21 protein-coding genes are annotated in these 22,163 nt (G+C 72.9%); 15 read left to right on the forward strand and 6 right to left on the reverse strand.

What is annotated here, in order from left to right; translation table 11 throughout:
• Nucleotides 1-3 precede the first annotated feature (3 nt).
• Nucleotides 4-774: a 3'(2'),5'-bisphosphate nucleotidase CysQ gene (locus ACNKF0_RS17630; RefSeq protein ID WP_299925645.1), complete on the reverse strand. Its 771-nt coding sequence runs from the start codon at nucleotides 772-774 to the stop codon at nucleotides 4-6.
• Nucleotides 775-783: 9 nt separating this feature from the next.
• Nucleotides 784-1,560 carry a helix-turn-helix transcriptional regulator gene (locus ACNKF0_RS17635; protein ID WP_416954161.1) on the reverse strand — a complete coding sequence of 259 codons (777 nt, stop codon included), beginning with the start codon at nucleotides 1,558-1,560 and terminating at the stop codon, nucleotides 784-786.
• Nucleotides 1,561-2,165: 605 nt separating this feature from the next.
• Between ACNKF0_RS17635 and ACNKF0_RS17640 the strand changes: the two genes are divergently transcribed.
• The 7 genes from ACNKF0_RS17640 (at nucleotide 2,166) to ACNKF0_RS17670 (ending at nucleotide 10,906) form a co-directional block, all read left to right on the forward strand.
• The gene (locus tag ACNKF0_RS17640) at nucleotides 2,166-3,524 is read left to right on the forward strand and encodes a sensor histidine kinase (protein ID WP_416954162.1); all 1,359 of its coding nucleotides are present in this window, start codon (nucleotides 2,166-2,168) and stop codon (nucleotides 3,522-3,524) included.
• Complete coding sequence (locus ACNKF0_RS17645) at nucleotides 3,502-4,185, forward strand: LuxR C-terminal-related transcriptional regulator (RefSeq protein WP_416954163.1); 684 nt, start codon at nucleotides 3,502-3,504, stop codon at nucleotides 4,183-4,185. The genes ACNKF0_RS17640 and ACNKF0_RS17645 overlap by 23 nt, the downstream gene beginning before the upstream one ends.
• Nucleotides 4,186-4,606: 421 nt before the next feature.
• Nucleotides 4,607-6,187 carry an exopolysaccharide biosynthesis polyprenyl glycosylphosphotransferase gene (locus tag ACNKF0_RS17650; protein WP_416954164.1) on the forward strand — a complete coding sequence of 527 codons (1,581 nt, stop codon included), beginning with the start codon at nucleotides 4,607-4,609 and terminating at the stop codon, nucleotides 6,185-6,187.
• Between the two features lie 46 nt (nucleotides 6,188-6,233).
• Complete coding sequence (locus tag ACNKF0_RS17655) at nucleotides 6,234-6,980, forward strand: hypothetical protein (protein WP_416954165.1); 747 nt, start codon at nucleotides 6,234-6,236, stop codon at nucleotides 6,978-6,980.
• Nucleotides 6,981-6,986: 6 nt separating this feature from the next.
• Complete coding sequence (locus tag ACNKF0_RS17660) at nucleotides 6,987-8,249, forward strand: MFS transporter (RefSeq protein WP_416954166.1); 1,263 nt, start codon at nucleotides 6,987-6,989, stop codon at nucleotides 8,247-8,249.
• 7 nt (nucleotides 8,250-8,256) lie between these two features.
• Nucleotides 8,257-9,273, forward strand: a complete 1,017-nt coding sequence (locus ACNKF0_RS17665; protein WP_416954167.1) for a hypothetical protein — start codon at nucleotides 8,257-8,259, stop codon at nucleotides 9,271-9,273.
• 160 nt (nucleotides 9,274-9,433) lie between these two features.
• Nucleotides 9,434-10,906, forward strand: a complete 1,473-nt coding sequence (locus ACNKF0_RS17670; protein ID WP_416954168.1) for a DUF4082 domain-containing protein — start codon at nucleotides 9,434-9,436, stop codon at nucleotides 10,904-10,906.
• Here the strand turns inward: ACNKF0_RS17670 and ACNKF0_RS17675 are convergent.
• Together ACNKF0_RS17675 and ACNKF0_RS17680 are read right to left on the reverse strand one after the other, a co-directional pair.
• Nucleotides 10,903-11,586 (reverse strand): hypothetical protein, encoded by a 684-nt coding sequence (locus tag ACNKF0_RS17675; RefSeq protein ID WP_416954169.1) that lies wholly within the window; start codon nucleotides 11,584-11,586, stop codon nucleotides 10,903-10,905. The genes ACNKF0_RS17670 and ACNKF0_RS17675 overlap by 4 nt on opposite strands.
• A gap of 29 nt (nucleotides 11,587-11,615) precedes the next feature.
• Entirely contained in the window at nucleotides 11,616-12,485 is an 870-nt protein-coding gene (locus ACNKF0_RS17680) for a hypothetical protein (protein ID WP_416954170.1), read from the reverse strand.
• A gap of 120 nt (nucleotides 12,486-12,605) precedes the next feature.
• Here ACNKF0_RS17680 and ACNKF0_RS17685 point away from each other — a divergent pair, with 120 nt between their 5' ends.
• Nucleotides 12,606-13,265: a polysaccharide deacetylase family protein gene (locus ACNKF0_RS17685; RefSeq protein ID WP_416954171.1), complete on the forward strand. Its 660-nt coding sequence runs from the start codon at nucleotides 12,606-12,608 to the stop codon at nucleotides 13,263-13,265.
• A 30-nt stretch (nucleotides 13,266-13,295) separates the two neighbouring features.
• Here the strand turns inward: ACNKF0_RS17685 and ACNKF0_RS17690 are convergent, their stop codons facing one another.
• Complete coding sequence (locus ACNKF0_RS17690; RefSeq protein WP_416954172.1) at nucleotides 13,296-14,264, reverse strand: hypothetical protein; 969 nt, start codon at nucleotides 14,262-14,264, stop codon at nucleotides 13,296-13,298.
• A 176-nt stretch (nucleotides 14,265-14,440) separates the two neighbouring features.
• Here ACNKF0_RS17690 and ACNKF0_RS17695 point away from each other — a divergent pair, with 176 nt between their 5' ends.
• Nucleotides 14,441-15,580 (forward strand): hypothetical protein, encoded by a 1,140-nt coding sequence (locus tag ACNKF0_RS17695; RefSeq protein ID WP_416954173.1) that lies wholly within the window; start codon nucleotides 14,441-14,443, stop codon nucleotides 15,578-15,580.
• Between the two features lie 21 nt (nucleotides 15,581-15,601).
• Here ACNKF0_RS17695 and acpS read toward each other — a convergent pair whose 3' ends face one another.
• Complete coding sequence (gene acpS / locus ACNKF0_RS17700) at nucleotides 15,602-15,955, reverse strand: holo-ACP synthase (protein WP_416954174.1); 354 nt, start codon at nucleotides 15,953-15,955, stop codon at nucleotides 15,602-15,604.
• 230 nt (nucleotides 15,956-16,185) lie between these two features.
• Here acpS and ACNKF0_RS17705 point away from each other — a divergent pair, with 230 nt between their 5' ends.
• From ACNKF0_RS17705 to ACNKF0_RS17730, 6 genes are read left to right on the forward strand one after another with little or no spacing between them, the layout of a single operon-like run.
• Nucleotides 16,186-16,455: an acyl carrier protein gene (locus ACNKF0_RS17705; RefSeq protein ID WP_299925690.1), complete on the forward strand. Its 270-nt coding sequence runs from the start codon at nucleotides 16,186-16,188 to the stop codon at nucleotides 16,453-16,455.
• Nucleotides 16,456-16,480: 25 nt separating this feature from the next.
• Nucleotides 16,481-17,389 carry a serine O-acetyltransferase gene (locus ACNKF0_RS17710; RefSeq protein WP_416954175.1) on the forward strand — a complete coding sequence of 303 codons (909 nt, stop codon included), beginning with the start codon at nucleotides 16,481-16,483 and terminating at the stop codon, nucleotides 17,387-17,389.
• On the forward strand, nucleotides 17,389-19,380 hold the full coding sequence (gene asnB / locus ACNKF0_RS17715; RefSeq protein ID WP_416954176.1) for an asparagine synthase (glutamine-hydrolyzing): 1,992 nt from the start codon (nucleotides 17,389-17,391) through the stop codon (nucleotides 19,378-19,380). Before ACNKF0_RS17710 ends, asnB begins: the two co-directional genes overlap by 1 nt.
• Entirely contained in the window at nucleotides 19,377-20,375 is a 999-nt protein-coding gene (gene nadE, locus ACNKF0_RS17720; RefSeq protein ID WP_416954177.1) for an NAD(+) synthase, read from the forward strand. Before asnB ends, nadE begins: the two co-directional genes overlap by 4 nt.
• 25 nt (nucleotides 20,376-20,400) lie before the next feature.
• Nucleotides 20,401-21,114, forward strand: coding sequence for a hypothetical protein (locus tag ACNKF0_RS17725; RefSeq protein ID WP_416954178.1), 714 nt, complete (start codon nucleotides 20,401-20,403; stop codon nucleotides 21,112-21,114).
• Nucleotides 21,111-22,106: a glycosyltransferase gene (locus ACNKF0_RS17730; RefSeq protein WP_416954179.1), complete on the forward strand. Its 996-nt coding sequence runs from the start codon at nucleotides 21,111-21,113 to the stop codon at nucleotides 22,104-22,106. The genes ACNKF0_RS17725 and ACNKF0_RS17730 overlap by 4 nt, the downstream gene beginning before the upstream one ends.
• The last annotated feature ends 57 nt before the right edge of the window (nucleotides 22,107-22,163 follow it).

A 22,163-nucleotide genomic window follows, 5' to 3' on the forward strand; every position in this document is an offset into this window, starting at 1 on the left:
GGCTCAGGCGGTCCCGTGGCGCCTGACGAAGTCGACGATCTGCTCGGCGAGCTCGGGACGGCACACGATGAGGTCGGGGAGCGAGGTGTCGTCCTCGTTGTAGACCAGCGGTGAGCCGTCGACGCGGCTGCAGTGCAGGCCGGCCGCGCGGGCGACCGCGACCGGGGCGGCGTTGTCCCACTGGTACTGCCCGCCGGCGTGGACGTAGGCGTCGGCGAGGTCACGCACCACGCTCATCACCTTCACCCCTGCGCTGCCCATCGGCACGAGCTCGGCGTCGAGCTCGGCGGCGAGGGCCTCGACGAAGGCCGGCGGACGGCTGCGCGAGACCGCGATGCGGGGGCGCTGCGAGGTCCGCGGCGGCACCGCGCTGGGGCGTCCGGTGCTGAAGGTCTCCCCCAGGGCGGGCTGGGCGACCGCACCGGCGACGAGCTCGCCGTCCGCCCACAGGGCCACGTGCACCGCCCAGTCGTCGCGGGGCGGCTCGGAGAACTCCCGCGTGCCGTCGAGGGGGTCGATGATCCACACCCGACGGGCGGTCAGCCTCGACTTGTCGTCGGCCGCCTCCTCGGAGAGCACGGCGTCGTCGGGGCGGTGCTGGGTGAGGATCCGGTCGAGCTCGGCCTGGGCGGCGGCGTCGCCGGCGTCCTTCAGTGCCTTGCCCTCCAGGCCGTCGGCCTCCGCCCCCGCGCGTACGTCGAGGAGCACCGAGCCGGCCCGTTCGGCCGCCCAGACGGCGAAGGAGTGGTCGTCGAGCGTGGTGGGATCCATCATGGGCGCAGCCTATCGACGGCCGGCGCCCACCTCCTCGCCCCGCCGGTCGCGGCCGGGGTGCTCCCCCGGGTCGTCGCCCGGGTCCTCACCCGCCCCCCGGGGTCGTGGCACCAGGTCGGCGCCCCCCGTCGCCTCGTAGGCCTGGTGGAAGAGCGCGACGGCCTTGAGCTGCGTCGAGGCGCCCAGCTTGGCGCGCAGCGCCTTGACGTGGCTGCGGACCGTGCCCTCGGCGACCCCCATCTCGACCCCGACCTCCGAGACCCGCCGCCCCGACGCCAGGAGCTCGAGCACCCGTCGTTGCTGCGGGGACAGCGAGTCGAGCTGGTCGCGCACGTGGCGGCGCCGGTCCCGGTCCAGGGCCCATGAGGTGCGCAGGGCGAGTCGTTCCTCCGGGTCCATCGACGAGACACCGCTGATGAGGCGCTGGACCACGTCGGCGAGCTGCGAGACCGAGGTCGTCACGGTCACCACGTCGACGGCGTCGTTGGCCAGGAGCCCTCCCCACCGGGCGGCGGCATCGGGCGAGCTGACCACGACGACGCGTACGTCCCCGGGTCGGGCGAGCGCCTCCACATGGCCGACCACCGTCGAGTTGTCAACCCCGTCCACGATGGCGACGACCACCGCCGGTCGCGCCGGTGCGGACACCCCCGAGCCGTCCTCGTCGGCCACCGACTCCCACCTCCGGGTCTCGGCCGGCACCCCGGCCGAGCGCAGCGCGGCCGTGACCGCCTGGGCGACCAAGAGGTGCGGGGACAGCACCCACACAGGACCTGCCACGCTCATGAGCCCTCCCTCCGCCTGCTGGCGTGAGCAAGCCTGTCCGCCACACGCCACCGCGCGTCGACCCTTCGGCGAACGTGCACCTATTTGGGGACGCGACCCGACCTCGCCTGTCCCGGCCAGCCCCCCGAGGACCCGTGATTACCCCCTTGAGGGGAAATCGCACCGGGCTGACACCGCGCTGAAGGCGACCTGAGGGGCTCCTTGACGAAGCCTCCACGACTCCTGCGAACTTCGGACCAGACCGCCTTTGCCCCATATGGGGTACGACCACACAATCAATGGACCCCCCGCACCGTGAGTTGCACTCTCAGCCGAGAGCCGTGCTCACACCACGAACGGCACGACGCACCACACGCACGACGGAGAGCACGACGGGATCGGCAGCTTTGGGAGGCAGCCGACACGTCTCGACGACACGAGAGCTGTACCGCAGGGGGGACAGAGGGATGCTGGGGTTCTGCAAGGGGGAACTGCGCCACCGGTGCCGGACGGGGATCACGGGGCTCGCCTCGTTCCTGGTCCTGGTCTGGATCGGTTCGGGGACAGAGGGCGCGTGGTGGGCACCGCCGACGGCGTCGACGGTCCCCACGCTCGGGGAGGGCGTCGTGAGCGGGGTCTTCGTCGCCGCCGCCGGGTGCACTGCGCTGGTCATGTGGCGCAAGCACGCCGGCGCGGTGGCGGGGTGGACGGTCGCGACCGGGGCACTCGTGGCCGCGCAGGCGCTCGTCGTCACACTCATCGCGCTGCACAGCGAGCCACCTCGAGGTTCGCTCACCCAGGCGCTGCTCCTCTCGGTGGGGATGCTCGGGATGATCGGCGTGGTGGTCCCGCTGCTCGCACCGGAGCGCGCTCGACGCGTCGTCGACGAGACCTTCGTCATCGGGCTTGGGCTCGGCCTGGTGGCGGCAGGCCACCTCCTGCTGCAGTTCCCGCGGGTGCACCCGCCGTCACCGGCGATGCAGCTGCTCGTCGGGGTGCTCCTCTCGACCCATCTGCTGGCCGCGGTCCTCGTGCTGCAGCAGCGCACGGCGTCGCGACCGATCAGCGCGTTGCTCCTCGCCACGGTGGGCGTGGTCGTCCTGGGCCAGCTGGTCCCGCCGACCGGCCTCGCCGGCGGCGGCATCGACGCCGGCCTGTGGCTGGCGCGCACGGCCGCCGGAGCCGCATGGCTCGGCCTCGCCTGGGCGGCCCTGCGCCGCACCCTCGAGGAGGAGCGGCAGCGCATCGACTCCTTCGAGCACGTGCTCGTCGACGCCACCCGCGAGCAGCGCGAGCGGCTCCACGAGCTGCGCAGCACGATCTCCGGCCTGGTCACCGGTTCGTCGCTGCTCGACCGCGACGACCTCACCAGCGAGGCGCGCGAGCGACTGTGGGCGTCGATGCGCCGCGAGCTCGACCGCATGGAGCGGATGCTCGCCGGTGCCGGTCCGCAGGTCACCGACCTGCGCCTCGACGACGCGCTGGGCCAGATCCTCGACCTGCAGCGGCTCAAGGGCCGTCGCGTCGAGCTGCACTCCACCGGTGACGTCGTCCGGGCTCCCTTCGACGCCCTTGCCGAGGTGCTCAACATCCTCGTGGACAACGCCGCCAAGCACGGCGGCACCGACGAGAGCCTGGTGGAGGTGATGCGGCGCGACGAGGAGACGGTCGACATCACGGTGACCGACTTCGGGCGCGGCATCCCCCACGAGCAGCGGCCCCAGATCTTCGAGTGGGGCAAGCGCGGCACCGAGTCGCGGGGCGAGGGAATCGGCCTCAACGTCGCCCGGCGCCTCGTGACCGAGGCCGGCGGGTCGCTGCGGCTCGCCGACCGCGACGGTGCGGGGTCGTCGTTCGTGATCTCCCTGCCCGCGGCCCGCCGCTCGCCGGAGAACGACCCGGAACCGCCGCGGCTCGTGAAGCCCGGCCTGGTCACGCCCCGCCTGACGATGGAGGACGGCCGTGCCTGGCGCGTCACGGGGTGAGCACCGCGTCCTGATCATCGACGACCACGTGCTCTTCGCGGAGTCGCTCGAGCTCGCCCTCTCCCTGGAGGGCTACGACGTACGACGTCTGGAGCCGCCCGACGAGGGTGGGTCGATGGCCACGCTGAGGTCGCTGGCGCTGCGGGCCAACCCCCGCACGGTGCTGCTCGACCTCGACCTCGGCCGCTTCGGCGACGGGATGAACCTCGTCGCGCCCCTCGCCCGGGCCAACGCCAACGTGGTCGTGCTGACCGCGTCGGAGGACGTCGGCCGCTGGGGCGCGTGCATGCGGCTGGGCGCGCGCAAGGTGCTGTCCAAGACCGGCGCGCTCCAGCAGGCGCTCGCCACGGTGCGGCGGCTGCACCAGGGGTTGCCCGTCGTCACCCGCGAGGAGCTGGAGTCGCTGCTCGAGGCGTGGGCCCGCGACCGCCAGGCCCACGACGACGTACGCCGTCGGCTCGACCTGCTCACCCCGCGCGAGCGCCAGGTCCTCGGCGCGCTCATCGAGGGCCGCACGGTGCGTGCGATCGCCCAGGACAGCGTGGTGTCCGAGGCCACGGTCCGGACGCAGGTGAAGTCGATCCTCGGCAAGCTCGAGGTGTCCTCGCAGCTCGCTGCCGTCGGCATGGCCAACCAGGTCGGCTGGAAGGTCGGCGCCTGAGCCGACCGGCTCGCCAGCTCCGTCAGCTCCCGCCCGCCCCTGCGCGAACCCGGACCGTCGTGGACGTCGTGCGCGCACGGAACGCGGCGGTCGAGGAGGGGGACCTCGACCGCCGCCCACTGGTTCACATCGGTTCCGGGTGACGAAGCGTGGGGTTCCGCGTCACGCCAGCGGCCACCAGGAGGCGGCCAGTGCGGGGCTGGCCCGAGAAGAGCGAACCAGTGTGTGGTGCACCTCTTCGAGAGTAGGTCCGCCCGACCTGACCTGCCCATCCCTTCGAATGGGTATCTCCCGGGCCTGCACGGCTTTCGCTCATTTGCGGCATGCCCGCACGGACGGGCGTTCCTAGGCTCGCTGCAAGGTCAGCAACGGGGTGCCTTGGGCGGTGTCCCGGAGGGGGGTTGATGAGATGACGCAGGTCGTGAGCGACAGGGTCGCCGAGGTGGTCTCCGAGGTGGCGGCCGGGCTGGTGCCCGACATCGTCGCCGAGGCGGCCACCGCGGAAGGCGGCCTGCTCGACAGGCAGGTTCCCCGCCCACGTGGGGTCACCACGCTGCCGCTCGTGGCACCCGTCGCGCTCTCTCCCGAGCCGGTCCTCGCTCCCGTCCCTGCCCCCGTCCTCGAGCCGGTGGTGGAGCCGGTCCCTGCCGAACCGCGAGCGCGTCGGACCGTCGCCCGGCCGGCCCCGACGTGGCCGGCGCCCGCGCTCGACCTGCTGCTCGCGCTGGCGCTCGCCGCCGGCTCGGTCGCACAGGGCTGGCTCGAGCTCCCTGTCGCCCTCGCGACCGCCCTGGCGTGGCCGCCGCTGCTCGCGGTGTCCGGTCGCTACCGGCGACAGGCCCTGGGCCAGTCCCGGGCGGCCCGGGCCGCCGTGGTGCTCGGCGCCGGCGCCCGCACGGCGGTGCTCACGCTCGCGCTCTCGCCCCTGCTGTGGCACGCCGACCCGCTGCCGCTCGCTGCTTTCGTGGCCGCCCTGACCGTCACGAGCGGCCTGCCGTTCGTCGCCGGCGTACGTCGTCCGCGTCCCCGGGTGGTCCTGGCCGGCCGGCCGCGCGACGTGCGTGATGCCGTGGCGCAGCTCCGGGCCAGCGGGTCCCACGAGGTGGTGGCCGCGTGCCTCACCCGCTCCTCCAAGACCCCGGTCGAGGGCGACGTCCCGGTCTACGTCGGGCTCGAGGCGTCCTCGACCGCGGCCCACGACCACGGCGCCGACGCGCTCGTCGTGCTGCCGGGCGCGAAGCTCTCGCCCGTCGAGGTGCGGCGACTGCACTGGTCGCTGTCCGGGATGGGCACCGAGCTCTTCCTCGGCACGGGGCTGCTGGACGTGGAGCCGCAGCGGACCCGGGTGATGTCGACGGCCGGTCTCGGCGTGCTGCACGTCGGCAAGCCCGCCCTCCGCGGACCGCGCCGCCTCCTGAAGGACCTCGTGGAGCGTGCCCTCGCCGTCGTCGCACTCGTCATGGCCCTGCCGGTCCTCGCCGCGCTCGCCGTGGCCGTCCGGATGGAGACCCCCGGTCCCGCGTTCTTCCGCCAGGAGCGCATCGGCCGTGACGGCGTCCCGTTCACGATGCTCAAGCTGCGCTCGATGGGCGTCGACGCCGAGACGGCACGACTGGGGCTGACCGACGAGAACGAGAAGGACGGCGTCCTGTTCAAGATCGCGCAGGACCCGCGGATCACTCCGCTGGGCAGCAAGCTGCGCCGCTACTCGCTCGACGAGCTGCCGCAGCTGTGGAACGTGGTCCGGGGCGACATGTCCCTCGTCGGCCCCCGTCCGGCCCTGCCGTGCGAGGTCGCCCGCTACGACGTCGACCCGCGCCGGCGGCTCGTGGTCAAGCCGGGGGTGACCGGCCTGTGGCAGGTGTCGGGCCGCTCCGACCTCACCTGGGCCGAGTCGGTCCGCCTGGACCTCAAGTACGTCGAGAACTGGTCGCTGCGCTCCGACGTCTCGATCCTCTTCCGCACGGTGCGTGCCGTGCTCAGCCACCGCGGCGCGTACTGAGCGCGCAGCACCAGTCTCGTCGACGACCGTGGGGGTCGAGCACCTGATGAACACCAGACCTGTGACGGTCGCCGTGATCGGCGTCGTGGCCAGCCTCCTCCTGGGCGGTTGCGGCGCCGACGGGGCGTCCCCGGACACCGCACCACCGGGTGCTGCGCCGCCGGAGTCCGCTGCCGTGGCGCCGTCCGCCTCGAAGCAGGCGAAGGACCGCAAGGACCGCAGCGGCGAGGATCGGGCCGCCGGTCGGGGCCAGACCTCCGACCGGACCGACGACGAGCCCGACGCCCCGACCGACTCGACCGAGGAGCCGGCGCCCGCCCCGGGTGCCTCGCCGAGCCCCGGCTCGGCTCCCGCGCTCGAGATGCCGGAGGCCCCCGAGGCGACGGTCAGCAGCCTCTCGGAGCTCCTCCCGCCGTCCAATCCTGCTCCGCTCGTCGCGACGCCGCTCCCCCGTGCCGCGAGCGCGCAGGGTCGGCTCCTGAGCGGGTTCCCGGCCGCGCTGCGCCCGACCCGGGCCACGCGGGTGCAGAGCAGCAGCGTCTCGCCGTCGGACGACCGGTTGCAGGTCGGGCTGGTGGCGACGTCGTCCCAATCGCCGGCGCAGGTGCTGCTCGCCTACCGCACCCGCCTGGCCCGTCGGGGCATGACGGAGACGGCGACCCCGCCGAGCGTCGCGGGCTCCCAGGCGGCCGCCTTCCGGCGGGACGGCAGCGTCGTGACCGTCACGGTCACCCCGCGAGGCTCCGGGACGAGCTACTCCGTCCACGCCTCGCTGCGCGCCGAGCGCGGGTGAGCGCGGGTGTACATCTCCGTCCGCGACCGGCCCGCCGGCGGCACCACCGCGCACGGCTCGACCTCGACCCGGCCCCCCGTCGGGTGGGTCGTCCTCACGCTCGGCGTGGTGTCGCTCCTGACCGACGTCTCGTCGGAGTCGGTCTCCGCGATCCTGCCGCTCTACCTCACCGCGGTCGTCGGCCTCACGCCGGTGGCGTACGGCCTCATCGACGGCCTCTACCAAGGGGTCAGCGCCCTGGTCCGCCTCGGCGGCGGGTGGCTGGCCGACGCCTCGGACCGCCCCAAGTGGGTGGCGTTCCTCGGCTACGGGCTGTCGGCCGTCGCGCGCGTGTTCCTGCTGTTCGCCTCCGGCGCCGCCGGGATCGCCGCCGTGGTCACCGCCGACCGGATCGGCAAGGGCATCCGGACGGCCCCGCGCGACGCGATGATCAGCACCGCGACACCGACCGAGCACCTCGGCCGCGCCTTCGGCGTGCACCGGATGCTCGACACGATCGGTGCCGCCCTCGGTCCGCTGATCGCCTTCGGCCTGCTGTGGCTCGTGCCCGGTGGCTACTCCGTCGTGCTCGTGGTCTCGCTCGCCTTCGCGATCGCCGGGGTGGCCCTCCTCGGCCTGCTCGGGCCGGACGTGCGGACCCGGCGCGAGGCAGCGGCCCGGAGCGGACCCACGCCCCCGCCGTTCCGCTGGCGCGACCTGACCGACGCGCGACTGCGACCGCTGCTCGTCGTCGCGGGCGTGCTCGGCCTGCTGACCATCGGCGACGGGTTCATCTACCTCGCCCTGCTCGACCACGGTGGGGTCAACGTGGCCTGGTTCCCCCTCTTCTACGTCGGCACCAACGTCGCCTACCTGGTCCTGGCGGTGCCGATCGGTCGTCTGGCCGACCGGGTCGGGCGGGCGCGCACCCTGGTCGTGGGCCACCTGGCGCTCGTCGGCGCCTACCTGTGCGCCGTGCTCCCCACCTCGACGGCCGCCGCCACCGTCGGCACGCTGCTCCTCCTGGGCACCTTCTACGCCGCGACCGACGGGGTGATCGCCGCCATCGCCGGCCGCCTCGTGCCGGTGCAGGCCCGCTCCAGCGGCATCGCCGCCGCGCAGACCGTGGTGGCGCTCGCGCGGATGCTCGCGTCGGCCGGGTTCGGCGTGCTGTGGCTACTGCTCGGGCCCACGACGGCCATGGCCACCGTCGCTGCGCTCCTCGTGATCGCCGTCCTCGTGGCTGCGACCCGGATCGCGCGCCTCGACGGCGCCGCGGTCACGTCATGAGCAGCCAGTGAGCAGCCGCGCCCGGGTCCTGGCCTTCGTCGCGGTGGTCGTGGCGATCGCCGTCGCAGCGACCACCTACGTCGTCGCCGAGCGTCGCGAGGTGCGCGCCGAGCGGGCCGCCGAGCCCGCTGCCGAGCAGGCGCCCATCACGGAGGTGACCGACGGGCCGCGCATCGTGTTCCGGCACACCGGGCTCGACAGCGAGTACGGCGTCGTGGCCGTGGTGCCGCTCGACGACCCGGGCGGACCCCGAGCGTTCACCGGCGTCACCTGCGACCGCGTCGCAGCCCGCGCCGAGGGTGCCTCCTGCCTGGTCAGCGACCTCGGCGTCGCGGCGTCGTACAAGGGACTCGAGCTCGACGCCGACTGGCAGCAGGTCGACAGCGTCGACCTCCCCGGCATCCCGAGCCGCACGCGGCTGAGCCCGGACGGGACGCTCGCAGCCACGACCGTCTTCGTGGCCGGCCACTCCTACATGTCCACCGGCTTCTCGACCGCGACCGAGGTGCACGAGTTCGGCGGCGGCGAGCGGTGGGGCAACCTCGAGGAGTTCCAGCTGGTCATCGACGGCCGCGAGGTGAACCCGGTCGACCGCAACGTGTGGGGCGTGACCTTCGTCGACGACGAGACCTTCTACGCCACCGTCGCCACCGGTGGCCGCACGTGGCTGGTCGAGGGCGACCTCACCGAGCGCACCCTCACCTCGGTGTCCCCCGACGCCGAGTGCCCCGCCCTGTCACCCGACGGCACCCGTGTCGCCTTCAAGGTCGACGTCGACCCCGGACGCCGCGTCGTGTGGCAGGTCGCCGTGCAGGACCTCGCGACGGGAGACCGCACGCTGCTCGAGGCCGGCCCGCGCGGGCTCGACGACCAGGTCGAGTGGCTCGACGACGACACGCTGATCTACGGGTTGCCGCGGGCCGACGAGCCCGGCGTGACCGACACCTGGGCGGTCGACACCACCCCGGAGGCGACGCCGCGCCTGCTCATCGAACAGGCGTGGTCGGCCACCGTCGTGCGCTGAGGCGTAGCCCGAGGTGTTACGGCACATTTTGGGGATGTTGTTCCGTGGGCTTGTCGACACGCGAGCGCCTGTGGAGGATGCCGGGGACCGCGCGCACCCCCACCCCACCCACCCCCACCGCGCGGCCTCGTCCCTGCCCCCGTGTCATCGAGGTTCCCCCATGTCGTCCCCGTCCAGTCCCGTCATCCCCCGAGGCCGCCGCCGCCTCATCCCCGTCTTCGTCCTCGCAGCCGTCCTCACCGCCCTCGCGCTCGTCGAGCGCCCCACCCCGTCCGCCCACGGCGAGACCGCCGAGCGGGCGCGGGCCACCGAGGTCGGACTGCTCCCCCGGCGCGCCCCGGACGCGGCCGTGCGCCGCGGGCCCGAGCGCGAGGTCGGCATGCGCTTCAAGGCCAAGGTCGCCGGCACGGCGGTCGGCGTGCGCTACTTCAAGCCGCGGAAGTCGAAGGCCTCCACCCCCGAGTCCGCCACCCTGTGGTCGAAGGGCGGCAAGCTCCTGGCCCGGACCACGCTGCGCCCGGTCAAGGGCAAGGGCTGGAAGAAGGTCGGCTTCGACTCCGGCGTGCAGCTCGCCGCCGGCAAGAAGTACGTGGTCTCGGTGCACACCGGCCCCAAGGGGATCCACCCCGCCACCCCGGGTGGCTTCAGCAAGGCCCGGAGCAACGCCCACCTCCGTGCCCCGGCCGGCCGCAACGGCATGACGCGGCCCGGCAGCAAAGCGCGGTTCCCGCGCTACGAGGCTCCGCGCAACACCAACTACTGGGTCGACGTGCGCTTCGTCCCGGCGGACGCAGAGACCGCGCCGACCCCGACCCCGACTGCGACGCCCACCACGCCGCCGCCCGGCGGGTGGCCCGGCCCCGACAACACCGGCGTACCGGCCGGCACCGCGCTCACGCCGTACACCGGCCCGTGCACGATCACCTCGGCGCGCACCATCTCGGGTGCGGACGTCCTGTCCAAGTGCAGCGACGCACTGGTGATCCAGACCACCGGCGTCGTCATCGACAAGTCCTTGGTCCCGGGCGTGTGGTCGATCTACGGCGACGGTGACAGCTCGGTCACCATCACCGACTCCGACGTCCGCGCCGGCGCCACCTCGACGGGCGGCCTGTGGGGCTACAACATCACCGCACGCCGGGTCGACGTCACCGGTGGGCAGCACAGCTTCCACTGCAACGACAACTGCGAGGTCACCGACTCCTGGCTGCACGACCAGCACAACCCCGACGGTGGGAGCTTCCACAACAACGCCTTCATCTCCAACGGCGGCCGCAACATGGTGGTGCGGCACAACACGCTCCACTGCACGGCGACCCTCAACAGCACGGACGGTGGCTGCACGGCTGACGTCTCCCTCTTCGGCGACTTCGGTCCCATCGACAACGTCACGATCGACAACAACTTCCTGCGCGCCAACAACTCGTCGATCTCCTACTGCGCCTACGGCGGTGACTCCGACTCGAAGCCCTACACGGCCACCAACGTGCGCTTCACCAACAACGTCTTCGAGCGCGGCCCCAACCGCAGGTGCGGCGTCTACGGACCGGTGACGTCGTTCGACCGCAACGCGGCCGGAAACGTGTGGACCGGCAACGTGTGGGACTCCGGCGAGGCGGTGAACCCCGGCTAGCCCCGCGCGATCGCCACGAGCGACTTCGTCAGGCCGGCGAATCGCTCGTGGTGGATGTGCGAGTCGGGGAAGTACGAGCGGAGCTCGGCGACCCCGACCAGCTCGGTCCACTGCACCTCCGACATCGCGTCCTCGGGTGAGTCCGGGCGGCTGTGCGCGAGCGGCCAGGCGGCCGCGAGCCGCGCGCGGGCGGCCATCGGCATGAACTGAAGGCCCGGGAAGAGCCAGTGCGGCTCGAGCGGGAAGTAGCGGTAGGGCGTCTGCACCCAGTGGCGCGGCGCGAGCGCGCGGACCTCTCGCGCGAGCGCCGCCCGCTGGGCGTGGCCGCCGACGTGCTCGAGCAGCGAGTTGCTGAACACCACGTCGTACGACGTCGGCGCGCCCGCCGCGCTGAGCGCCTCGCGGGCGCGGCACGCGTCGCCGGTCACGGGAAGCATCGACGCGTCGTCGGACTCGCCGGGCTCGAAGAGGTTGAGGACGGTCACGTCCTTCGGTCGCACGGGTGCCCGGCGCCACCACTCAACGGTGCCGCCGAGGTCGAGGACCGACATCGTCGCGAGGTCGGGGAAGGCCCGCTCGACCAGGTCCCAGCGGCGGGCCCGCATCCGCGCGCCCGCCGACCCGGGTGCGTCCACCAGGGTGTGTCGCAGCCGCCCTGCGACTCCGCCGTTCGCCGTCATGAGAGATCCCTTCGTCGTCTGCGCGCCGCTCACCACGGCACGCAGGTCAGCTCGCTGTAGAGGTAGTCGACCGAGCGCGGCTCCAGCGCAGGGCTGCGGAACATGCGTGGCCGCGGCGCGGACTGCATCCGCGACAGCCGCGGGGGTCGGCCCGCCACGCGCCGCTCGGCGAGCGTCACCAGCGCGCGGTGACGCAGCAGCAGGTGGCGGTAGGGCGCGTGCCCTGCGCGTGCCAGGACCGCCGGATCAGAGACGTGGACGAGCGACGCGAAGAGCGGCAGGCCCCTGCGACGGTCACGGCGGGCGATCACGTAGCAGGTGTCCTGCCCGACGCACACCACGAAGTGCAGCGCGGCCGCGGCGCCACGGTGGTCCCGGTAGACACGCAGGTCGGCCCCGGTCAGCGCTGCCTCGATCTCCGTCGCCGCGGTGAGCACCCGGACACCGCGGCGCGACGGCAGCGGGAGGTTCGGCACCAGCGCGGTGGTGGTGTCGAGGCTGGTGAACCCCAGGCGCTCGTTGAGGCTGACGACGTTGCCGCTGGGCGAGAGGTCGACGAAGTCGTAGTCGCGCTGGCGCAGCATCGCCCGCGCCAGGCGTACGCCATGCGCGCGGTGCTCCTCGAGCACGCACCAGGCGGCGAGGTTGCAGCGTCGGCGAAGCGCGCCGTCCACCTCCCGCTCGGAGTAGAAGGCGAGGTAGGCGCCGACCACCTCCTCACCCTGCCGCAGCAGGAACCCGTGGTTGGGTGCGTCGACGCTCCACGGCGGCACGGCGCACCGGGCCCACTCATCGGCACTCAACCTGGCGTTGAGGTGCTGGTGCAGGAACGCGGCGACCGCACCGACGTCCTCGTCGGTGATCGGTGCCAGGTCCACCCCCACGGATCCCCCTGACATGCGCCCACCGTAGGAAGGGGTTCGGTGCCGAACGGGTGGCACCGGGGCACATACCCATATTTTGTGAGCCTTCGACGGACGCCCGGAGCCGTGGAAGAGCCCGCCCCTACGGTTCGAGGCATGCGCGTGGTGAATGTCTGCTTCCATGGCATCGGCGCGCCGCAGCGCCGACTCGAGCCCGGCGAGGACGCCTACTGGATCAGCCGGGACGTGTTCCTCGGCGTGCTCGACCGGGTGGTCGGGCGGGGCGACGTGCGCCTGAGCTTCGACGACGGCAACTCCTCGGACGTGGAGATCGCGCTTCCGGCGCTCCTCGAGCGGGGCCTGCGCGCGAGCTTCTTCGTGGTGGCCGGTCGCCTGGACCGCCCGGGCAGCCTCAGTCGCGACGACGTACGTCGGCTGCACGACGCCGGCATGACGATCGGCAACCACGGCATGTCGCACCGACCCTGGCGCGGACTGGACCCGGCCCGCCGCCGCGAGGAGCTCGTCACGGCGCGCACGGTGCTGCAGGACGTGACCGGCAGCCGCGTGCACGACGCCGCCCTGCCGCTGGGTCGCTACGACCGCGCCGTCCTGCACGAGCTGCGCCCCCTGGGGTACCGCTCCGTCCAGACGAGCGACCGCCGCTGGGCGCACACCGACCGCTGGCTCCAGCCTCGCTACAGCATCCGCAACGGGGACACGGTCGAGTCGGTGGAGCGTGACGTGCTCCGTCTTCCCCCGGTCGCCTCCCGCGCCCGCGGCGCACTCGTCGGCACGGTCAAGCGACTGCGCTGACTGCTGCCTCCGCAGCGGACCAGCAGCCCGTCACTCGGGCACGAGCTCGCTGCCGTCGTCCCAGGTGTTGTCGCGCCAGAGGTTGCCCTTGGCATCGGCCTTGAAGGAGGTGATCGGGCCGTAGACGCCGCACATCCCGTTGGCGCCGCGCTCGAAGACGTTGCCGGTGAAGACGACGCCCGCGGCCTCGGGGAACGGCTTGCCCGGGGCGTCGCCGCCGTAGGCGCAGTAGGAGGCCGACGAGTCGTTGGCCTTGAGCAGGTTGTCCTCGACCAGCACGTCGGTGATCGGCTCGAAGTCGCCGAACAGCGAGAGGTCGGCGGTGCACCCGCCGCCCGTGGCGTTGAGCGTCGCGGTGCAGTGGAGCGTGTTGTGCCGCACGACCATGTCGGTGCCACCGTTGGAGATGAAGGCATTGTTGTGGGCGGCCTCGCCCTCGGGGTTGAACTGGTCGTGGAGCCAGGAGTCCTCGACCAGGCAGCGGCTGCCGCAGTGAACGCTGTGCTGCCCGCCGGTGACCTCGCTGCGGCGCACCGTCAGGTTGCTGCCCCAGACCGCGCCGCCGATCCACTTCCCGGCGACGACCTCGGAGTCGACGACCTCGACCGAGTACGTCGGGTCGACCTGGGTGGCCGTGGACTCCACCCGCGGCACGCGCGACGCCTCGATCCGCACCCCCGGCGCCTGCACCACGATCGCCGGGCACACCCCGGTGGCGTCGACCCCTGAGAGCACAGCGGTCTCCACGAGGGTGCAGGGTCCCGTGTAGGGGACGAGCTCGGTTCCCGGCGGGACGCCGGTGCTGTCCGCGTCCGGGTGACCATCGGACGTGACGCCGTTCTCGCCGACCGGTGCGGGCGACTCGCTCGTCGTGGCGCCGTCGGTCGCGTCGGCGGTCGGGGCCTCATCGTCGAGCAGCCGGACGGCGACCACCGCGAGGACGACCACGAGCAGGACGACAGCGGCAGCCAGCACCGCACGCGACCAGGTGCGTGCCATCGGCGCCCCTCCCCCGTCGACCGGCCGTCGACCCTCTGTCGGCTCCTCGGCCACCCCCATCATCGCTCCGCGTGCGACGCAGGCGCGTACCCCAACCGGGGGATGTCGAGGCGCACCGTCCGGCGATCGGCGACCGCGCGTGGTCGACTCGCGCCGTGGGGATGACGATCGTATGCGTGTACAACGACCCTGCCGTCAGGCAGCACTGCCTCGACCGCTCGATCCGGGCGTACGACGGCCCGGTGGAGGTGGAGTACCTGCCGGTGGACAACACCGAGCACGCCCACACGTCCGCCGGCGCAGCGCTCAACCACGCGGTCCGGCAGGCCAGCCACGACGTCGTGGTGCTCGTGCACCAGGACGTCTACCTGCACGACCTCGACCGGTTGGCTGCCTGCGCCGCCACCCTGGACGACGAGCGATGGGGCATCCTCGGCGCCAACGGCGTCACCGCCGACCACACGTCCGTGGGCCGGCTGCGCGACCGCGTCATCCTGATCGGCGAGTCCGCACCCGAGCCGGTGCCCGTCGACACCCTCGACGAGGTGCTGGTGATCGCACGTCGCGACGACCTGCTGCGCGAGCCGCTCAGCGAGGACCCGGAGCTGGCCTGGCACGCCTACGCCGTGGAGTACTCGTTGCGGGTGCGGAGCATGGGACTGCTCGCCGGCGCGATCGACACCGCCATCACGCACAACAGCATGACGACCAACCTGGCGCGCCTCGACGAGGCCCACCGCCACGTCGGCGACCTCTACCCCGCGCTGGTCCCGATCCACACCACCTGCGGAACGGTCGACCCCGGCGCCCGGGACTGGGGGAACCTGCCGCTCATCCGCGACCACGGCTGGCGGCGACGCTGGCTGCAGCAGTCCCGGATCGCGGCCCGCGTGCGGTCGGAGATCGGCATCGAGGTCGTGCTCGCCGACATCGCCCACGAGGTGGACCTCCTCGGCTACTCGCCCGCGGAGCCCCTCCACCTCCTCAACGCCGACCGCCGCGGCGGCTTCGCGGCCGATGCGGGCGCCGCCGTCGTCATCGAGCGTGCCGGCCGCCCGGTCGTGATGTCCGCCGTCGCGCCTCAGCACCTGCGCGAGGCGTTGCACTCCCTCAACCGGGCCCCGCACGTCCTGGTCACGGGGCTCGCGGTGGGCGACCTCGCCGACCTCGGCCTCGACGTCAGTGGTGGCGACTGGCTCGCGGGCGTGCAGTGGGACGAGGTCTGGCTCGTGCGCGGGCAGTCGGCCCGGCAGCGACCGGCGGAGTGGACGCGTCCGCGGGCGGTCCCGCTGGGCGCGAGCCTGTCCCGCGGCTGAGCGAGGAGACGCCTCGGTCGCTCAGCTGCGTGCGGCGTCCGCGACCGCCACCGCCACCGCGTACTCGTCGCAGTGGGACAGCGACACGTGGATCGGCCCCGCCCCGCGGTGCTCGGCGAGGGCGCGGACGTCACCGCCGAGGTGCACGCTGGGCGCCCCGTCGGCGTCACGGCCGATCTCGATCGAGCGCCACGCCAGCGGGGCGTCGCCCGTCGGGCGCAGCGCCTTGAGGACCGCCTCCTTGGCCGCCATGCGCGCGGCGAGGTGCAGCTCCGGACGGGCACGCGAGGTGCAGTAGGCGATCTCGTCCTCGGTGAACCAGCGCTGGAGGAACCGGTCGCCGGCCGTCCGCACCAGCGCCTCGATGCGAGCCACCGACACGATGTCGGTGCCCGTGCCGACCGTGCCCGATTTCTGTGCGCTGGCGCCCGTCCTCACCACTCCGACAGTAGGGACCCGGCCCGCGTCGGAGGGGGCCTCACCGGGGCCCTCACCACTATTGGGGAGTGTGCCCGTCCCGCGGCTCCGCGACCTCCTGCCTCTCCCACACTCAGGGGTGGGTCGACGGGGGTGTGCGGCCCGTGAAACGGCCAGGGGAGGCACACATGCACGACCAGATCAGGAACGACCTGCGTGAGTTCATCGGCGACAACTACCTCTTCGGCGACCACGACAGGTTGCCCGAGGACGAGGCGTCCTTGCTCGAGGAGGGCATCGTGGACTCCACGGGCGTCCTCGAGCTGATCGAGTTCCTCGAGGACCACTTCGGGATCGTCGTCGGTGAGTCCGAGACGGTGTTCGACAACCTCGGGAGCATCGGCGGTCTCACCCGGTTCGTCGCCGGCAAGACCATGGCCGGCCAGCCCGTGGGCTGAAGCCCGCGCGTCGGGGGACATGGTCATGGGGGACATCCGCGACCGGGTCGACGAGGACCCGGACGTCCGTCCGTTCCGCACGGACGTCGACAAGTACTACACGATCTCGGCCGAGGGCCGGCGCGGCCCGGCGCAGCGACTGCGCCTCTGGCTGTGGAACGCCGACTTCCGGGTCGTCGCGTGCTATCGCTTCGATCGCGCCGCGCGGCGCTACCAGGCCGAGCACCGGCTCGCCGGCCTGCCGCCCCGCGTCTTCGCCGCCATCTGGCGCCGGCGGGTGATGAACGTCCACCACGCCGACATCGACCACCGCGCCCAGATCGGGCCGGGGCTGTTCCTGATGCACCACACCGGCGTGTTCATCGGGTCGGTCACGATCGGCGACAACTGCGTGCTGCACCACAACGTCACCATCGGCCAACGGGTCGCCTCGGGCGACCACGGCGTGCCCAGGCTCGGTGACGACGTGTGGATCGGGCCGGGCGCGACGATCACCGGCGACGTGACGATCGGGGACGGCGCGACCATCTCCGCCGGCAGCGTCGTCTCACGTGACGTACCCGCGCGCGCGCTCGTGGCCGGCAACCCGGGGCGCGTCATCGCCTCCGACTACGACAACGCCTCGATGCTCAACTACCGCGTACGCCGCCCGGCGCGGGCCCCGGAGGCCGCCGCGCCCGAGCACGAGCCGGAGCCCGAGCCCGAGCCGCCTGATTCCGGGCGCGCCGACGCCGCCCAGGTGGACCGCGCCCTGAGCGAGTACGCGCGGCTGCGCGACCCGCACGGTGACCGGCACCTCGAGGCGGTCAAGGCCGCGATCTTCCTCGAGGACGTCTTCCACGTCGTGCTGCGCGAGGAGCAGATCGACCCCGACCTGCTCGGCACCGCCGAGGGCATGCGTGCGGTCCTCGCCCAGGCCGGCGGGACGACCTGATGTGCGGCATCTGCGGCGTGGTCGTCCTCGACGGCCCGCCACCGGACCGCGAGCTGGTGACCCGGATGATCGGGAGGCTGCGGCACCGCGGTCCGGACGGCAGCGGTCTCTACCGCGACGACCACGCCGCGCTGGGACACACCCGGCTGGCCATCATCGACACCGTTGGCGGCGCCCAGCCGCTGTGCAACGAGGACGAGACGGTGTGGGTCTCCTTCAACGGCGAGATCTTCAACTACGTCGAGCTCGGCGAGGAGCTGCGCCGCTGCGGTCACCGCTTCCGCACCGCCAGCGACACCGAGGTGGTCGTGCACGCCTGGGAGGAATGGGGCGAGCAGTGCTTCACCCGCTTCAACGGGCAGTGGGCGGTGGCCTTGTGGGACGCCCGGGAGCAGCGCCTCGTCCTCTCGCGCGACCGGATGGGCGTGCGTCCGCTCTTCTACACCCGTGACCGGCACCGGATCGCCTTCGCCTCCGAGGTCAAGGCGCTGATGGCCGACCCGTCGGTGCCGCGCGCCCTCGACCCCGTCGGGATCGACGAGGTGCTGACCTACTGGTCGACGGTGGCGCCGCGCACGATCTTCCGCGGCATCGACCAGCTCGAGCCCGGCTACGTCGCCGTGCTGGACCGCGAGGGCTTCCGCCGCCACCCCTACTTCAGCATCGACTTCCCCGACCGGGGCGCCGAGCCCGACCAGGACATCGAGGCCAATGCCGTCGAGCTGCGCGAGCGCCTGGTGGAAGCGGCCCGGTTGCGCTTCGTGCGCAGCGACGTGCCCGTCGGCGCCTACCTCTCCGGCGGCATCGACTCCGCGGTCACCGCCGCGGTCCTCGCGAGGTACACCGACGCACCCCTGCACACCTTCTCGCTGCGGTTCACCGACGCGGAGTTCGACGAGGGCGTCCACCAGCACAAGATGGTCGCCGAGCTCGGCGCCCAGCACGAGGAGGTCGTCGTCTCTGCGGCCGACGTCGCCGAGGTCTTCCCGGACGTGGTGCGGCACACCGAGACGCCCGTGCTGCGCACCGCACCCGCACCGTTGTTCCTGCTGTCGCGACTCGTGCGCGACAACGGCTACAAGGTCGTCGTGACGGGCGAGGGCGCCGACGAGGTGCTCGGCGGCTACGACATCTTCCGCGAGGGCCGGGTCCGTGCCTTCTGGGCCCGCGACCCGGGCTCGGCCACCCGCGACCGCGCCGTCGAGCTGCTCTACCCGTGGATGGAGCGCAACCCCGGCAGCGCCCCGGCCTTCGCGCGCAGCTTCTTCGGCCGCGACCTCGACGCCGACGACCCCGCGCTCTCGCACCGGCCGCGGTGGGCCTCGACGAGTGCGGTCAAGACGCTGCTGTCCCCCGACGTCCGGGCCGAGCTCGACCGGGGTCCTGACGTGGTCACCCGGATGCCGGCCGGCAGCGACGCCTGGGATCCGTTGTCGCGCGCCCAGTGGCTCGAGATGACCACCCTGCTGCCGGGCTACATCCTGTCCAGCCAGGGCGACCGGATGCTGATGGCCAACTCGGTGGAGGGTCGCTTCCCGTTCCTGGACAAGGACGTCGTCGAGCTCGCCAACCGACTCCCGGCGCGCCACAAGCTGTGCGGACTCGACGAGAAGCACCTGCTCAAGATCGCTTTCGCCGACCTCGTCCCCGAGCAGATCCGCTCCCGGCCCAAGCAGCCCTACCGCTCCCCCGACACCGCCAGCTTCTTCAGCGGCCCGCCGCCGGAATGGCTCACCGAGGTCACCTCGCCCGCGGCCCTCGCCGACGCCGGCGTCTTCGAGCCGCGCCCGGTCGCCGGGCTGCTCGAGAAGGCCGCCCGCACCGCCGGCGTACGAACCGGCAACACCGACAACATGCGCCTGCTCGCGGTCCTCTCGACCCAGCTGCTCCACCAGCAGCTCGTGGTCGACGGGGGCGCCGCGAGCGACGCCCCACCACCCGCCCCGATGACCGTCATCGACCGGGTCCAGCACGCGAGGAGCACCGCATGACCACCGTCCAGAGCGACAGCCCCAGCCACACCGACGTGCTCGCGATCGACCTCGAGGCGGAGGTCGCCAGGATCAGCGCGTCGCTGCGCGGCTACCTCACCCGTGCCCGACGCAAGGGCGCAGTCGTCGCGCTGTCGGGTGGGATCGACTCCAGCGTGGTCGCAGCGCTGTGCGTCGCTGCGCTGGGCAAGGAGCGCGTCTTCGGTCTGCACATGCCCGAGCGCGACTCCTCCGAGGACACGCTCGCGTTCAGCACGCTGGTCTCCGACTCGCTCGGCATCGACTCAGTGGTCGAGGACATCACCCCGGTGCTCGAGGCGGTCCGCTGCTACGAGCGTCGCGACGACGCGATCCGCATGGTGTGCCCCGACTACGGTCCCGACCACAAGTCCAAGATCGTGCTGCCCAGCGTCGTCGAGTCGGAGAGCCTGCGGCTCTACTCCGTCGTCGTGCAGGCACCCGACGGCACCACCACGCGCCACCGGCTGACGACCGAGTCCTACCTCGGCATCGTGGCGGCGACGAACTTCAAGCAGCGCGCCCGCCGGATGACGGAGTACTACCACGCCGACCGTCTGAACTACGTCGTCACCGGCACGCCCAACCGCCTGGAGTATGACCAGGGGTTCTTCGTGAAGCTCGGCGACGGAGCGGCCGACGTGAAGCCGATCGCCCACCTCTACAAGACCCAGGTCTACGCGCTGGCCGACTTCCTCGGTGTGCCTGAGGAGGTCCGGACCCGTCCGTCAACGACCGACACCTACTCGCTGCCGCAGTCGCAGGAGGAGTTCTACTTCTCCCTGCCCTGGAACCTGATGGACCTGTGCCTGCACGGCAAGAACACCGGCGCCCCGATCGAGCAGGTCGCGGAGGCGACCGGCCTCACGACCACCCAGGTCGAGCGGGTCTACGGCGACATCGAACAGAAGCGCAAGACCACCGCCTACCTCCACCTGCCGCCGCAGCTGGTCGAGCCGGTGCAGGAGATCGGATGAGGGCCTGCACCAACCGGGGAGCGGCATGACCGCGCGTGACCTCCTCGCCGCCGCGCTGCGCCGCTGGTACGTCGTGGTGCTCGGCGCCGCGCTCACGGTCGGGGCGTTCGCGGTCGTGCAGCGCCAGGCGCCGGTGTTCTTCACGCAGTACAACATCGTGCTCGTCGGGCCCCAGGGAGTCAGGGACGGAAGCCTGCTGGACAACCCGCTGTACGGACTGCAGCCGATGGCCGGCGTGGTGGCCAACGACATCAACGCCGGTCACGGCCCCCTCCTGACGGGCGATGTCGCGGCCACGATCGTCGGGATGGGACAGCGTGACGGGGTCCAGGTGCGGGTGCCCAACCTCGGCACGCAGTGGCGGCCGGCCTTCCCCGCACATCACCTCGACGTGCAGGTGGCCGGTCCTGACGCGAAGACGGTGCAGGACGCTGCTCGCGAGACGGTGAACCGGGTGGAACAGGTGCTGGCCGAACGCCAGGACGAGAGAGCGGTGCACCCGCAGCTCCGGGTCCACGCGGTTCCGTCCTCGGCGGACCCGATCGTCTACCCGGTCGCCGGCAGCCGCTCCCGGGCACTCGGTGCCACCGGTCTGACGGGCATCGCCCTCACCGCAGTCGCGGTCTTCTGGCTGGAGCGCCGGCGCCCGCGACGGCGTGCTGCCGAGGGCCCGGCGTCAGTGCCCGCACGCCGGCGGCTCGCGCGCCGGCGTACGCGCTCGGTTGAGGTGCTCGCATGACCACCGGGATGAGCGCCCCGACGGGACCGGTGACGATCGCCGTCGTTACCTGGAACAGCGCCGACGTGCTGCCCGGACTGGTGGCGTCGCTGCCCGCGGGTGCCGGTGGCGTGCCCTGGCGCCTGGTCGTGGTCGACAACGACTCGTCCGACGACACCGTCGCGGTGGCGCGGCGCCTGTGCCCCGACGCCACGGTCGTGCAGACCGGGCGCAACGCGGGCTACGCGGCGGGCGTCAACGCCGCACTGGCGGCCACCCCGGACGCGCCGGCGGTGCTGGTGCTCAACCCCGACGTACGGCTGCGGCCGGGCTGCCTGCCCGCGCTGCTGGCCGCGCTCGACCGCCCCGGCACCGGGATCACGGTGCCGCGGCTCACCGACAGTGACGGTGCACTGATCCACTCGATGCGCCGACGCCCCACCCTCCTGCGGGCCTTCGCCGACGCGCTCGTCGGCGCCACCCTGGCCGGTCGCTGGGCCCTGACGGGAGAGGTCGTGAGCGACCCGGCGCCCTATGCGGGCGACGCGTCCCCGGACTGGGCCGAGGGGTCGACCCAGCTCGTGAGCCGCGCCTGCCTCGACGCGTGCGGGCCGTGGGACGAGTCCTACTTCCTCTACTCCGAGGAGACGGAGTTCCACCTGCGCGCCGGGGCTCTCGGGTTCGGTGTCCGCTACGTCGCCGACGCAGGCGCCGTGCACCTCGAGGGCGACTCCGGCACGTCACCGCGCCTGTGGGCGCTCCTCACGGCCAACCGGTTACGGCTGTTCTCGCGGCTTTCCTCGCGACCCCGGACTGCTGCGTACTGGCTCGCCCTGGTCCTGCGCGAGTCGAGCCGGGCGGCGCGGGGCGACGCGATCGCCCGCGCGGCCGTGCGCGTGCTGGTCCGTCCCGACCTGCTGCGCGCCCCCCGCGGTCCGGCGTGGCTCGACCTCGCTACCCCAAATCCGGTACTGCGCCCCGACGCGGCCCACGCCGCGGCCGCCCGTCCGTAGCGTGGTTCCCGGGACGACGAGTGGGAAGCGCGTCGCTCCCGAGCCGGTCGCCGGGGG

It is taken from the genome of Nocardioides sp. T5, assembly GCF_048161455.1.
GTDB lineage: Bacteria > Actinomycetota > Actinomycetes > Propionibacteriales > Nocardioidaceae > Nocardioides.

Excerpts from the sequence above, each read along its gene's own strand:
- ACNKF0_RS17670 (WP_416954168.1), top strand. The coding sequence starts at position 9,434 with ATGTCGTCCCCGTCCAGTCCCGTCATCCCCCGAGGCCGCCGCCGCCTC.
- ACNKF0_RS17730 (WP_416954179.1), top strand. The coding sequence starts at position 21,111 with ATGACCACCGGGATGAGCGCCCCGACGGGACCGGTGACGATCGCCGTC.
- ACNKF0_RS17710 (WP_416954175.1), top strand. The coding sequence starts at position 16,481 with ATGGGGGACATCCGCGACCGGGTCGACGAGGACCCGGACGTCCGTCCG.
- ACNKF0_RS17685 (WP_416954171.1), top strand. The coding sequence starts at position 12,606 with ATGCGCGTGGTGAATGTCTGCTTCCATGGCATCGGCGCGCCGCAGCGC.
- ACNKF0_RS17630 (WP_299925645.1), bottom strand. The coding sequence starts at position 774 with ATGATGGATCCCACCACGCTCGACGACCACTCCTTCGCCGTCTGGGCG.
- ACNKF0_RS17635 (WP_416954161.1), bottom strand. The coding sequence starts at position 1,560 with ATGAGCGTGGCAGGTCCTGTGTGGGTGCTGTCCCCGCACCTCTTGGTC.
- asnB (WP_416954176.1), top strand. The coding sequence starts at position 17,389 with ATGTGCGGCATCTGCGGCGTGGTCGTCCTCGACGGCCCGCCACCGGAC.
- nadE (WP_416954177.1), top strand. The coding sequence starts at position 19,377 with ATGACCACCGTCCAGAGCGACAGCCCCAGCCACACCGACGTGCTCGCG.
- ACNKF0_RS17690 (WP_416954172.1), bottom strand. The coding sequence starts at position 14,264 with ATGGCACGCACCTGGTCGCGTGCGGTGCTGGCTGCCGCTGTCGTCCTG.
- ACNKF0_RS17655 (WP_416954165.1), top strand. The coding sequence starts at position 6,234 with ATGAACACCAGACCTGTGACGGTCGCCGTGATCGGCGTCGTGGCCAGC.
- ACNKF0_RS17705 (WP_299925690.1), top strand. The coding sequence starts at position 16,186 with ATGCACGACCAGATCAGGAACGACCTGCGTGAGTTCATCGGCGACAAC.
- ACNKF0_RS17725 (WP_416954178.1), top strand. The coding sequence starts at position 20,401 with ATGACCGCGCGTGACCTCCTCGCCGCCGCGCTGCGCCGCTGGTACGTC.
- ACNKF0_RS17675 (WP_416954169.1), bottom strand. The coding sequence starts at position 11,586 with ATGACGGCGAACGGCGGAGTCGCAGGGCGGCTGCGACACACCCTGGTG.
- ACNKF0_RS17680 (WP_416954170.1), bottom strand. The coding sequence starts at position 12,485 with ATGTCAGGGGGATCCGTGGGGGTGGACCTGGCACCGATCACCGACGAG.